This is a genomic window from Nannocystis sp., from assembly GCF_016714285.1.
Classification (GTDB): domain Bacteria; phylum Myxococcota_A; class Polyangia; order Nannocystales; family Nannocystaceae; genus Nannocystis.
On record NZ_JADJNN010000008.1, the window covers coordinates 230,957 to 244,091 of the forward strand.

The following is a 13,135-nucleotide window of genomic DNA, read 5'->3' on the forward strand; positions in this document are numbered from 1 at the left end:
GCGCCAGCCCTCGCGTCCGCGCGCAGCTTCGCTGTGTCCACAAGCCGCGGCCCCGCGGATACAATGCCGGGCTGGGCATGCACGAGAACCCCTACGTCGGCCCGCGCGCCTTCGCGGCCGGGGAGCGGCTGTTCGGACGCGACCGCGAGCTCGCCGACCTCGTCGACCTCGTGATCGCCGAGCGCATCGTCCTGCTCTACGCCCCCTCGGGCGCGGGCAAGAGCTCCCTGCTGCACGCCGGCCTGATCCCGCGCCTGCGCGCCGAGGGCCTGGTGCCGCGGCCGGTCGCGCGGGTCGGGCTGCCGCCGCCGCTGACCTGCGCCGACCGCTTCACCCTCAGCGTGCTGCTCGGCCTCGAGGAGGATGTCCCAAAGGACAGGCAGACCCCGCTCGCCACGCTGGCCCAGCTGCGCCTGGTCGACTACCTCGATCGTCGACGCGAGGGCGACGAGCCCGAGGTCCTGATCCTCGATCAATTCGAGGAGCTGCTGACGATCGACCCCGGCGGGCGCGCGGCCAAGCTGGCCTTCATGCGCGAGCTCGGGGTCGCCCTGCGCCGCGCCGATCGCTACGCCGTGCTGGCGCTGCGCGAGGACTGGCTCGCCGCGCTCGACCCCTACCGCGGCGCCATCCCGACCCGCCTGCGCACCAGCTACCGCCTCGATCTGCTCGGCCCGGCCGCCGCCCTCGCCGCGATCCAGGGCCCGGCCGCGGCCCGCGGGGTGCGCTTCGCCGAGTCGGCCGCCAGCAAGCTGATCGACGACCTGCGCCAGATCCGGGTCGAGACCCCCGACGGCGGCGTGCGCGTCGAGCCGGGCCCGAGCGTCGAGCCGGTGCAGCTGCAGGTCACCTGCCGCACGCTGTGGTCGCGGCTGTCCCCAGGGACAGCCGAGATCCTGCCCGCCGACCTCGCCGCGATCGGCGACGTCGACCACGCGCTCTCCGGCTTCTGCGACGACGTGCTCGCCGCCGTCGCCCGCGCCTGCGCCACCCCCGAGCGCCTGCTGCGGGCCTGGCTCGCCCGCCACCTCGTCACCGATCGCGGCCTGCGGACCCAGGTGCTGCGCGGCGCCGGGACCAGCGAGGGCCTCGACAACCGGGCCCTCGCGGCGCTGGTCGACGCCCACCTGGTCCGCGCCGACGAGCGCCGCGGCATGACCTGGTACGAGCTGGCCCACGACCGCCTGGTCGCGCCGCTGCTCGCCAGCAACGCTCGCCACGCCGAGGCCCACCTCGGGCCGCTCGAGCGCCAGGCTGAACTTTGGGACAGGCAGGCCCGACCCGAGTCGCTGCTGCTCGCCGAGCCCGCGCTGCTCGACCGCGCCGCCGCCGAGCCAGGCCCGCGTACGCCCGCCGAGCTGGCCTTCCTCGCCGCCTGCCAGCAGCTGCGCCGTCGTCGTCAACGCGAGCGCCGCAGCGTCCGCTTCATCGCCGGGCTCGCCGTGCTCGCCTGCGCTGGCCTGGTGGCAGCCAGCGTCGCCGCGGTCCGGGCCCGCCACAGCGCCGCCCGGGCCGAGGACATGCGCGGCAAGGCCGAGCGCGAGCGCAGCGAGGCGGACAGCGCCCGGGCCCAGGCCGAGGCCGCGCGCCAGCTCGCCCTCTCGCGCCAGCTCGCGGCCCAGGCCCAGACCCTCCCGCTCGTCGACTACGAGCTCGCGGCCCTGCTCGCGGTCGAGGCCAGCGCGCGCGCCCCGGCGGTCGAGGCGCGCGGCCCTCTGCTCGGCCTCGCCGCCCGCTGGCCGCGCTTTCGCGGTCTGCTCGACAGCGACAACGAGGGCGCCTACGGCCTCGCCGTCGACCCGCAGGACGGCGCCGCGTACGTCCACTTCGGCGCGCTCGGTCTGCGCAAGTACGGCCGTGGCCGCGTCGCCACGGCGCTGCAGCGCGACCCGGTCTCGGTCCTCGCATTCGCCGCTGCCGGGCCGCTGTTCGCCGCGCTCGGCAGCGAGTCCAACGTGGCCCTCCGCGCTCGCAAGGACGGCGCTGTTGTCCGCGAGATCGGGCGACCCTTCGCGCCCGCCGACACCGGCGTCGCCGCGGCCCTCTCGCCCGACGGCGCCACCCTCGTCGTCGGCAGCGATCGCGGTGAGCTCATCGCCTTCAAGGTCGCCGACGGGCGCGAGCTGTGGCGGGTCGCCGGTCGCCCCGATCTGGGCGGCCTGGTCGTCACCGCCGACGCCGCCTTCGCCGTCGCCCGTACGGGCATCGTCCGCCACGACCTCGCCGACGGCCACGAGATCGCCGCCCTCGAGCTCCCGATCGCGAGAGTTGCGAGCTGGCCGGGGCGGGCCGTGTTCGCCGTCCTCCCGCCGTCCAGCGACCCCGCGGACGGCCTCCTCGGCCCGCCGCAGCTGGTCGACATGGACACCGCCAGCATCCACCGGCCCGTCGATCGCACGCCGGCCAACTACACCGCGATCGCCCTCCATCCCACTGGCTTCGACATCGCCGCCAGCGTCTGTGAGGGTGAGTGTCGCAGCATCGAGCTGCTGGTCTGGGACGGCCGCAGCGCCGAGCTGCGGCTGCGCAGCTCGCTCGGCGCCGTGCGCCCCGAGGCGATCGTCTACGAGGCCAGCGGCGAGACCGTCATCGTCGCCGCCTTCGACCGCCTGCTCCGCCACGACGTCCGCCCGCCCGCGACCGTCGACCCGGACACCGCCGCGGCCGTCTTCCTCGCCGACGATCGCCTGATCACGGCGCACGCCACGGGCCTCTCGCGCTGGACCCTCGATCCCCTGCGTCGCGTCGACACCATCCCGTGGGAGCTCAACGCCGCCGACCTCCGCGTCACCCGCGATGGGCGGCGCGCCGTGATCGTCACGGGCGAGGGCCGGGCCGTCGCGTACGACCTCGAGACCCGCGCCCGCCAGTTCGACACGCCCGCGCCGATCGCTGTCACGCGCGCCGCGATCGGGGAGCTCGCCGACGGTCGCCTCGCCGTCGCCGGTCAGGACGATAGCAGCAACCAGATCGTCGCGTGGGACGCCAGCAGCGGCGCCGTCCTCGGCCGCCAGCGGCTCCCGGACGGCCCCTTCTCCGACGCCGGCATCTCGTGGCCCGAGTGGAGCAGCGACGGCCACATCCTCACCAGCACCTGCCTGCGCAGCACCTTTACCTGCGTCGAGTGGCGGCTGTGGCGATGGGACCCGACCCATCCCGATCGGCCGCCCGAGCAGCCCCCTCCCGGCCCTCGCGGGCCAGATCGACGACTTCGACACCAGCCCCGACGGCCGCGCCCTCGTCGTCAGCGCCGGCGGGACTCTGGTCCGCTGGAGCCTCCCGGAGCTCCGTCCGCTCGCCGTCCAGCGCAGCGACGCCGCCTGGGGCGGCAGCCTGGCCCACGGCAAGGACGGCAGCTTCATCGCCGCCGCGGGCCAGTGCGGCGACCGCCCCGACTGCCCCGGTTCCGGCCTGCAGCTGCTCGACGCCGTGACCCTGCAGCCGATCGGCGCCCCGCAGGTGATCCGCGACGGCCCCTTCTTCCGCGTCCTCGCGGCCGGCCGCGATCACGTGCTCACCCGCTCGGACCTCAGCGTCGAGCTGTGGGACCTCCGCCTCGCGCAGCTGCAGCGCAGCGCCTGTGAGCTCGCCGCCCGCGAGCTCGCGCCGGACGAGTGGCAGCGCCACCTCGGCGACCTGCCGTACCGGCCGATCTGCAGCGAGCTGGCCGCGGCCCGGGGGGGGGGGGGGGGGGGGATCGGGACCGCCCGGCCCGGATCGTGTCCGGACCGCCCCGCGTCGGGCCCGTGATCGTGCTCCGCGGTTGACCGCCCCGGGTCCGCCCCTGCTACCGTGCCCGCGTGACCGAGAGCGCCCCGCAGACCATCACGCCGCGCGCCCTGATCGCCGGCTTCATCCTGGCGATGCTGCTGTGCGGCATGAACTCGTACCTCACGCTCTCCTTCGGCGTCATCGAGGAGGGCCCGACGATCGCCGCGCTGTTCTTCTTCGCGATCTTCTTCGTCTCGAAGCTCCCGATCACCGTCACCGAGATGGTCATCGTCTCGACGATGGGCTCGGCCGGCGGAAGCCTCGGCTTCATCTCCAACTTCTTCGCCGCCAAGGCCATGACCGGCGAGCCCTACAGCCTGTTCGAGATGGCCGCCTTCTCGATCGTCTCGAGCCTGGTGGGCCTGATCATGGTGATCCCGCTGCGCCAGCTCCTGATCCTCCGCGAGAACCTGCCGTGGCCCGGATCGAAGGCGGTCGCCGGCGTCATCCGCGCCCTCGTCGAGGAGGGCGACCCGCGCCAGCCGAAGATCCTGCTGGCCGCCGGCCTCGCGCTCATCGTCTGGGTCATCGGCAACAAGGACGGCGGGTACGGCTTCTTCCCGGTCGAGACGGCGCTCGGCGGGCTCGCGGCCTACGGCGGCGCGATCGCCTGGTCGCCCTTCGCGATCGGCGGCTCCTACCTCATGGGCCTGCGCACCTGCGTCGGCTTCCTGGTCGGCGCGATCGCCCTCATGGTCATGGCCCCGCACCTGCCCGAGCCCGAGGCCCCGCACCGCTACTTCTGGCCCGGCCTCGGCTTCCTCGTCGCCTCGGGCCTGGTCAGCATCGGCCTCAACTGGCGCAGCTTTGTCGGCGCGTTCCAGTCGATGCTCGCGCTCGGCGAGAAGACCGACGACGACGACCCCGTGATGTCCGGCCGCACCCTCGGCGTCCTCGCCGTCCTCGCCTTCGCCACCGCCACGGTCGTCCTCAACCAGCTGTTCGACCTCTCGATCATCCTCGTGTTCGTGCTCATCGCGATCGGCGGCCTGATCCAGAACATCATCGCCACGCGCGCCGCCGCCCAGACCGCCTTCAACCCCGCGCGCGTGATGGGCATCCTGCTGCAGGGCGTCACCTCGGCCTTCGGCGGCAAGAGCATCGCCATGAACCTCACCGGCGCCGGCTTCGTCGCCGGCTCGGGCGCCCAGGCTGGCCTGCTCACCGGCGACATGGCCTACGGCCGCTGGTTCAAGGTGCCCTCGCGCTACCAGTTCTGGGCCCAGTGCCTCACCGTGCTGCCCTGCTCGATCGTCGCCGCCTTCGTGTTCCAGCAGATCCACGCCGCCAAGCCGCTGGTCCTCCAGGGCGAGGGCCACCCCGCGCCGGTCGCCAAGATGTGGGCCGCCAGCGCCCAGATCTTCGACGGCTCGCGCCCGCTGCCCGACGGCGTGTGGGACGCCCTGCTCATCGGCGGCGCGGTCGGTGTCGCCTACACCCTGATCGAGTGCATCAAGCCGATCGAGCGCTGGCTGCCGCACTCGATCGGCATCGGCCTCGGCCTGGTGCTCGCGCCCTCGCTCGGCATCTCCTTCTTCCTCGGCGGCTTCGTGATGTGGGTCGTCCTCGGCGGCTGGCTCAAGTGGAAGGACGTCACCCTCACCACCATCGCCGTCGCCTCGATCGTCGCCGAGGGCATCGGCGGCGTGCTCAAGCCGCTGCTCACGCTGATGGGCGTGAACCCGCAGTGAGGCGGTCGGCCTGTCCCTTCGGACAGGTGCAGGCGCTCGCAGGGCGGGCACGCCCTGGGCCTGTCCGAAAGGACAGGCACGAGTCCCCGCGCCTCACAGCGCGCTACGAGTCGCCGAGTGGGCCGCGTGGAACGCCGCCTTGAGCCCGGCCACGCGCGGCGCGTCCTCGAGGTCGATCGGCGGGATGGTGTCGTAGGCCTCGTAGAAGATCGTCGGCTTCAGGTCATCGGCGATCTCGAGGGCGCGGCGGATCTTGCGGTTGTCGGGCACGAAGCCGCGGGGCACCAGCGACTCGATGCACTGGCCGATCGTCCCCTGCAAGCCGCAGATCAGGATCTGCACCGCGCTCGGCAGGAAGCCCCCGCGCGGCAGCCCGAGCAGGTCCTCGAGGCCGTCGATGCGCCCGGGCCCGAAGAAGCTCTCGGCGCGGCCGCTGTGGCCGCGCCAGTTCGGGTCCTGCTGGGGTCGGCTGACGGTCGGCAGGTAGTGCAGGCCGTGGTTGCGGACCAGCGCCTCGAGCTCGTCGCGGTAGCCGAGGTCGGCGCTGTAGCTGGCGCCGTGGATGATCACGTAGTCGGCCAGCGAGCGCCGCGGGTCCTGGTTGACCTCGCTGCGCACCATCGACAGGAACGGCGCAAGTCCGGTGCCCGCGGCCACGCACACCTTGATCCTGCGGTCGTCGATGCCGACGGTGTCGGGCACCGTGAACTTGCCGGTCGGGTGCACGCGCACGTACATGCGGTCGCCGGCCTTGCGGGTCCACAGCAGGTGCGTGAAGGGGTTGTCCGACTCGGGCCGCTCGACGTAGCGGATGTAGAACTCGACCAGGTCGCGGCGCTCCGGCGCCGACGCGATCGACATCGGGCGGCGCACCCCGCCGAGCTCGACCTTCACCTCGTTGTTGAGCCCGAGGACCATGTACTGTCCGGGCACGAACCACGAGCCGGTGCCCGGCAGGGCCTCGTCGGGACGGATGCGAAACACACCCAGCGCGGATGTGAGGTCCTCACGCTCCACCAGCGTCGCGTTGTATTCGAGCGGCTTGGCCATAGGCGCCGCATCATGCACCAGGGGCGCGCTCGTCGCCAGGCCCGTGAGGCGGCCCAGAGAGCCACGAAACGAAGTTACTAATGGTGGCATCTGGCCCAGGATCGGGTTGGCGCGGCGCTTGCTGTGGGGGCGGCCCACACCATGTCTGCCGCCCTTGAAGCCCCGCGGATCCTCGCGGTCGATGACGACGCCGACGCCCTCTGCGAGCTCGTGCGGGCGCTCGAGGGCAGCGGCTGCGTCGTGCTCATCGCCCGCGACGCCGACGCCGGGCTGCGGCTGGCGATCGAGCAGGTGCCCGACCTCATCGTCGCCAGCGTCGATCTGCCCGGCGTCGACGGCTGGGCCCTCGCCAAGCACGTGCGCAGCCGGCCGCGTCTGGCCCTGATCCCGTTCATCTTCCTCACCCGCGGCGACACCCACGAGGATCGCCTGCGCGGCTTCCAGCTCGGCGGCGACGACTTCGTGCGCAAGCCGCTGCGGGCCGCGGAGCTCGGCGCGCGCGTGCAGGGCTCGCTGCGTCGGCAGGCGCGCATCGTCGGCGCCGTCCAGCAACATCTGCGCGAGGTCTCGGCCCGGCCCGCCCCGGAGCCTGGTCGCCTCGGCATCGCCGGGACCCTCGAGCAGGTCGGCCTCCCGGCGCTGCTGACGATGCTGGAGCTCGAGCACAAGACCGGTGTCCTGACCCTGCTGCGCCGCGATCCGCCGCGCGAGGCTTGCCTGTACATCGTCGCGGGTCGGGTCCACGGCGCCCACCTCGCCGGACGTCAGCCGCTGCACCGCGCGGCCGCCGTCTACGAGCTGCTGCGCTGGGACAGCGGCCGCTTCGAGTTCGTCGCCCGGCCGGTCGCGCAAGTCGACGAGATCGGGCTCAGCACTGGCGAGCTCCTGCTCGAGGGGGCGCGCCGCATCGACGCCGACGTGCGCTGTTAGCTGTCCGCGGGGACAGCTGTCGCGGACGCCTGCCGGACGCGGGCCGCATGTGCCGCCTCACGGCCCGCCGGTCGTCTCGCCGTCGGTCGTCCGGGCGTCGGTGTCGACGCTGCATCGTCCGGTCCCGACCTCGAAGCTGGCCCACACGCCGGCCTCGCAGCGCAGCCCGTGGTACAGCCCGCAGCTGTCGCGCTCGGGCGCACAGACCTCGCCGTCCTGCGGGCACAGGCTGCCCTCCTCGGGCAACTCCTCGCACGCCTCCGTCGCCGGCGGCGACGCCTCGCAGGCGCCGTCGGCGAGCGCGACGGTCAGCAGCAACAGCGCGCGGTGCAGCCTCACGCCGCATCCCTAGCAAAGCCAGTCGCGCTGTCGAATTTGTGGCGGCGGCGAGTGCCCACCCGGCCCGCGTGGATGTGCCACGGGTGACCTGAGGAGTGCCTGGCGAAGGACTGCGCGACGAGGCCGCTCAGGCCTCGCTGCTGGCCGCGGTCGCGGCCGCGTCGACCGCGTCCGGGCCCAGCGCCTCGCGGCGCCAGCGTTCGCCCATCGCGTTGAACACCGGCGCCAGCTCGCGCAGGCCGACGTACGCGCCCTCGCTGCGGGCGAGCAGGCGATCGCGGCAGACGCGATGGTCCGCGACCGGCGCCCCGCACAGCGCCAACACCACCTCGCGCGGGCGAACGCCCTTGCCCTGACCCTCCTCACCTGGCTCCTGGGACAGGTCGAGACGGAAGCGCAGCAGGCCGGCCGCGAGGTCGACCTCGGCGGCGACGATCCGCGGGCGCACGTCGATCGCCTCGCCGGCCGCGACCTGGCCCGCGGGCAGGCGCTTGCGGCTCTGCTTGGGCGCGCGCTCGATCCACAGCGGCCCCGCCATGCGACCCGGCAGCGCCGCGGCGACGGTGGCCGCCTCGTCCGCGGCGAGCGTGACCGAGTAGTCGGCGCCCGCGATCAGCTCGCCGATCCGCCGCTCGCCCGGCGCGACGATCCGCAGGCCGACGATCGCCAGGCCCGGCGGAGCCACGGCCGCCAGCCGCTCCTGCAGCGCGGCGGCCTCGTCGGCCCGCTGCGCGTCGCTCCACAGCCCGGCCATGTCCTCGCGCGCGCCCGGCAGCAGCAGGTCGAGCTCGACCACCTCCTCGCGCGCCGCCACGCCCAGCGCCAGAGCTGGCCCGAAGGACATGCGTGGCATCGGCGTGAAGCCGCGGGAGAACGCGACCTCGATCCCGGCCCGCCGCAGCATCCGCGGGATCACCCGCAGGAGGTCGAGGTGGCCCATGAAGCACATCGGCCCCGACTTGCTGAAGAACAGGCGGACCCGGCAAAACGGCGACTCGGCGGCCGCCTTGAACGCGCTGTCGTCGGCGTGCTGGCTCGGGTTCAGGCGCCCGCGCAGGCGCTCCACCGGCACCAGATCCGCCGGGCTCGCCCGCGTGGCGGCGTCCTCGGCCTCGAGCCGCTCACGCCCGTGACGCTGGTCCTTGAGCTCGCCGAGCCCGCGCAGCGCGACCAGCCGCTCCTGGCGCATCTCGGACATGTCGCAGGCGATGCCGCAGTCATAACAGACCAGGCGGCGGGCGTCGGCCTCGGCAGCCTCGGTGGTGGTCGCGTGCACCTTGGCCCCGAACGGCTTGCCGCACGGCGGCGACACCCGGCTCTTGAGCGCCTTGCGGTACTCCTCGGCGAGGAAGCCCGACTCGAGGCCGATCTCGATGTGGTCCCACGGCAGGCGCGCGTCGACCGGGATGGTCCGTGTGTAGCGGTTCGGGTCGACCCCCGCGTCGGCCAGCGCCTGCAGCCAGCGCTCGAACGAGAAGCACTCGCGCCAGCCCTCGAAGCGGGCCCCGGCCTTGTAGGCCCGCTCGAGCACCTCGGCCATGTCGCGGTCGCCGCGGGCGAACAGACACTCGAGCCAGCTCTCCTGTTGATTGTGCGTCTTCAGCTCGAGGCGGTAGCGCTTGGCCAGCTCGCGCAGCAGCTTGACCTTGCCGTAGAGGTCCTGCAGGCCCTCCATCGCCGCCCACTGGAACGGCGTGTGCGGCTTGGGCACGTGCTGCGAGACCGACACCGTCACCACCGGCATGCGCGCGTGCAGCCCCAGCTGCTTGGCGACCTCGCGCACGCGCCGGCCGGTCTCGGCGATACCGACCACGTCGGCCTCGGTCTCGGTCGGCAGGCCCATGATGAAGTACATCTTGATGCGGTCGTAGCCCCGCTCGAAGATCCGCCGCGCCGAGTCGAGGATGTCCTCGTCGCTGACGTTCTTGTTGATCACGTCGCGCATGCGCTGGGTCCCGGCCTCGGGCGCGAAGGTCAGGCCGTTGATGCCGACGCTCTTGATCTCGTCGAGCAGCGAGTCGTTGAGCCCGTACGCGCGCAGGCTGGCGACCCCGAGCTTGACCTTGCGGCGCTTGAGCTCGGGCACCAGCTCCTTGATCAGCGGATCGATGCACGACACGTCGGCGGTGCTCAGCGCGGTCAGGCTGGTCTCGCCGAAGCCGGCCGCGTCGATCCCCTTGAGCACCGCCTCGACGATCGCCTTCGGGTCGCGCTCGCGGACCGGGCGGTAGATGATGCCGGCCTGGCAGAAGCGGCAGCCCTCGGTGCAGCCGCGGGTGATCTCCACCGCCGCGCGGTCGAAGATCGCCTCGGCGTAGGGCACCGGGAACTCGGTCGGGAACGGGTACTCGTCGAGATCGCGGACCCACACCCGCGTGACCCGCTCGGGCGCCCCCGCGGCGATCCCCGCGGGCGTGCGGCCGGCGACCACCAGCAGCTCCGACCGGGGGTCGCGCTCGACGAAGTAGAAGCTCGGCACGTAGATCCCGGGCACCTTCGCGGTCGCCGCGAGGATCTCCGCGCGCGTCGCCCCGGCCCGGCGCATCGTCCCGATCGTCCGCAGCAGCCCTGGCAGCACCTCCTCGGCCTCACCGACCAAGCACAGGTCGACGAAGGGCGTCAGCGGCTCCGGGTGGGTCGCCGTCGGCCCGCCGGCGATCACGATTGGGTCGCGCTCGCCGCGGTCCGCGGCCCGCAGCGGGATGCCGCCGAGGTCGAGGTTCAGCAGCACGTTGGTGTAACAGAGCTCGTACTGCAGGCTCACGCCGACCACGTCGAAGTCGCGCAGCGGGGTCGAGGTCTCGAGGCTGACCAGCGGCAGCCCACGCGTCCGCAGCTCCGCCTCGAGGTCGATCCATGGGCTGAACGCCCGCTCGCACGCGAGGTCGTCCGCGTTGTTGATCAGGTTGTACAAGATCCGCGTGCCGAGGTGGCTCATGCCGACCTCGTAGAGGTCGGGGAAGGCCAGCACGAAGCGGCACACCAGCCCCGCCTCGGCCTTGACCCGCTGCTGCTCCTCGCCGCCGATGTAACGACCGGGCTTGGCGACCTTGCCGAGGAATTCCGCGTACGGGTGCGGTCGCGGGGCGAGGATGGCGGGATCGGTGCAGGACATGGGCGGGGCCGGGTTTTCCCACGGATCTCGGGTGGACGCCACCACCACGACCCCCCTTGCCGAGACGCGGCCGCGGGCTAACACTGGCCCGCCGTGAAGGACCTCTACTCCACCCTCGGCGTCGCCAAGACGGCGGACGCTTCCGAGATCAAGCGCTCGTATCGCAAGCTCACGCAGCAGTTTCACCCGGACAAGAACCCGGGCGACAAGCAGGCCGAGGACCGCTTCAAGGAGGTCTCGTCGGCCTACGAGGTGCTGAGCGACGCCGACAAGCGCAAGAACTATGACGAGTTCGGCGACATGAGCCTGACCCAGGGCTTCGACGTCGAGCGCGCCCGCGCCTACAAGAACGCGACCCGCGGCGGCGGCGGTGGTCGGCGCCCGCGCGGCGCTGGCGGCTTCCCGGGTGGTGGCGGCGGCGGCTTCGACGAGAGCATGTTCTCCAACATGGGCGACGCCCGCGGCACCTCCTTCGACGACCTGCTCTCGCAGCTGTTCGGCGGCGGTCGCGTCGTCGATCCCTTCGGCGCTGGCGCTGGCGCTGGCGGCGGGCGTGCGCGTGGACCGGTGAGCCGCCGCGGCCACGACATCGAGGGCGAGATCACGATCGACTTCATGGACATGCTGCGCGGCAAGGTCGTGCCCCTGCGCATCGAGTCCGAGTCCGGCAACGGCCGCACCCTCGACGTCAAGGTCCCGCCCGGCATCGCCGACGGCGGCAAGCTGCGCATGCGCGGGCAGGGCGGGCAGGGCGACCCGAACGGCGACATCCTCCTCACCGTCAAGGTCGCGCCGCACCCTCGCCTCAAGCGCGACGGCCAGCACCTTCTCCTCAGCCTCCCCGTCACCGCCCTCGAGGCCTACCGCGGCGGCCCCATCGACGTCCCGACCCCCGGCGGCACGGTCACCTTGAAGCTCAAGCCCGGCAGCCAGAACGGCCAGACCCTGCGCCTCAAGGGCAAGGGCATCGCCCCGGCCGGCCAGGAGCCCGGCGACCTGCTCGTCACCCTCGACCTGCGCCTGCCGCCGCCCGGCGACGCCGCCCTGCTCGCCGCGTTGGAGCAGCTCCAGGCCGACGAGGATCCGCGCGCTGACCTCGATCTGTAGACCTGTCCGGAGGGACAGGTCACGTGGTCGCCGCAGCTCGGGACACCGTGCTATGTGTTGCCCGTGGCTGTCCACCTGCCGGTCGTCTCCGCCGACGCTGCTCCCTCCGCCGAGCCCGCGACCCCGCGGCGGCGCCACCCCGAGTGGCTGCGCGTGCCGATGCCCGGCGGCGACGGCTATCAGGCCCTGCGCCGCATGGTCAAGGAGCTCGGCCTGCACACCGTGTGTCAGAGCGCGAGCTGCCCCAACATCGGCGAGTGCTGGAACCACCGCGCGCTGACGATCATGATCCTCGGCGACATCTGCACCCGATCGTGCCGCTTCTGCGACGTGGCCACCGGGCGCCCGCTGCCGGTCGACGAGGGCGAGCCGGCGCGCGTCGCCACCATGCTCGCCGCGCTCGAGCTCAACCACACCGTCATCACCTCGGTCGACCGCGACGACCTCAGCGACGGCGGCGCCAGCATCTGGGCCGCGACCCTGCACGCCTGCCACGAGGCCGCCCCGAACATGACGATCGAGGTGCTGGTCCCCGACTTCAAGGGCGCTCTGGCCGACGTCGACAGCGTGCTCGCGGCGAACCCCGACGTGTTCGCCCACAACCTCGAGACGGTCCCCCGCCTCAGCCGCGAGGTCCGCGTCCAGGCCCGCTACGACCGGTCCTACGCGGTGCTGCGCCACGCCCGCGAGCGCGGCGCGCTGGTCAAGACCGGGCTCATGCTCGGCCTCGGCGAGACCCGCGAGGAGCTCGGCGAGGTCATCGATCAGCTCGGCGAGCTCGGCCTCACGATCCTCACGCTCGGCCAGTATCTTCAGCCGAGCAAGAAGCACCTCGAGGTGGCGCGCTACGTCCACCCGGACGAGTTCGCGGAGCTCAAGCAGTACGCCCTCGGCCGCGGCATCGCCCACGTCGAGAGCGGGCCGCTGGTGCGCAGCAGCTACCACGCCGAGGGCCAGGCCCACTTGATCCGCCGGCTGCAGGCGGATCACGGCGCGATCGGCTTCGCTAGCCGGCGCTGAGCCTGGGCGGCGGGGCCGGGCCTGGAGGTGGCCCGATACGAGTTGGGGGGCGCCCGGCAGGCTCGAGAAGCCGGAGGTCCGGGGGGGGGGGAAGCTGCCGCCCTCAGGGGGC

At 73.1% G+C, this 13,135-nt stretch carries 8 protein-coding genes; 5 read left to right on the forward strand and 3 right to left on the reverse strand.

The window, feature by feature from the left end; translation table 11 throughout:
• Positions 1-77: 77 nt before the first annotated feature.
• The gene (locus IPJ59_RS16095) at positions 78-3,584 is read left to right on the forward strand and encodes an NACHT and WD repeat domain-containing protein (RefSeq protein WP_293272380.1); all 3,507 of its coding nucleotides are present in this window, start codon (positions 78-80) and stop codon (positions 3,582-3,584) included.
• A 216-nt stretch (positions 3,585-3,800) separates the two neighbouring features.
• Positions 3,801-5,462 carry an OPT/YSL family transporter gene (locus IPJ59_RS16100; protein ID WP_293272381.1) on the forward strand — a complete coding sequence of 554 codons (1,662 nt, stop codon included), beginning with the start codon at positions 3,801-3,803 and terminating at the stop codon, positions 5,460-5,462.
• 93 nt (positions 5,463-5,555) lie between these two features.
• Here IPJ59_RS16100 and IPJ59_RS16105 read toward each other — a convergent pair whose 3' ends face one another.
• Positions 5,556-6,512: a ferredoxin reductase domain-containing protein gene (locus IPJ59_RS16105; protein ID WP_293252251.1), complete on the reverse strand. Its 957-nt coding sequence runs from the start codon at positions 6,510-6,512 to the stop codon at positions 5,556-5,558.
• A 141-nt stretch (positions 6,513-6,653) separates the two neighbouring features.
• Here IPJ59_RS16105 and IPJ59_RS16110 point away from each other — a divergent pair, with 141 nt between their 5' ends.
• Positions 6,654-7,442, forward strand: a complete 789-nt coding sequence (locus tag IPJ59_RS16110; protein WP_293272382.1) for a DUF4388 domain-containing protein — start codon at positions 6,654-6,656, stop codon at positions 7,440-7,442.
• A gap of 57 nt (positions 7,443-7,499) precedes the next feature.
• Here the strand turns inward: IPJ59_RS16110 and IPJ59_RS16115 are convergent, their stop codons facing one another.
• Both IPJ59_RS16115 and IPJ59_RS16120 read right to left on the reverse strand, forming a co-directional pair.
• The gene (locus tag IPJ59_RS16115; protein WP_293252255.1) at positions 7,500-7,781 is read right to left on the reverse strand and encodes a hypothetical protein; all 282 of its coding nucleotides are present in this window, start codon (positions 7,779-7,781) and stop codon (positions 7,500-7,502) included.
• Between the two features lie 127 nt (positions 7,782-7,908).
• Positions 7,909-10,896, reverse strand: a complete 2,988-nt coding sequence (locus IPJ59_RS16120; RefSeq protein ID WP_293272383.1) for a TIGR03960 family B12-binding radical SAM protein — start codon at positions 10,894-10,896, stop codon at positions 7,909-7,911.
• Between the two features lie 93 nt (positions 10,897-10,989).
• On the opposite strand from IPJ59_RS16120, the gene IPJ59_RS16125 reads away from it, so the two are divergent.
• A complete protein-coding gene (locus IPJ59_RS16125; RefSeq protein WP_293272384.1) occupies positions 10,990-12,003 on the forward strand; it encodes a DnaJ C-terminal domain-containing protein in 1,014 nt (337 codons plus the stop codon).
• Between the two features lie 63 nt (positions 12,004-12,066).
• Complete coding sequence (gene lipA / locus IPJ59_RS16130) at positions 12,067-13,023, forward strand: lipoyl synthase (protein WP_293252261.1); 957 nt, start codon at positions 12,067-12,069, stop codon at positions 13,021-13,023.
• The last annotated feature ends 112 nt before the right edge of the window (positions 13,024-13,135 follow it).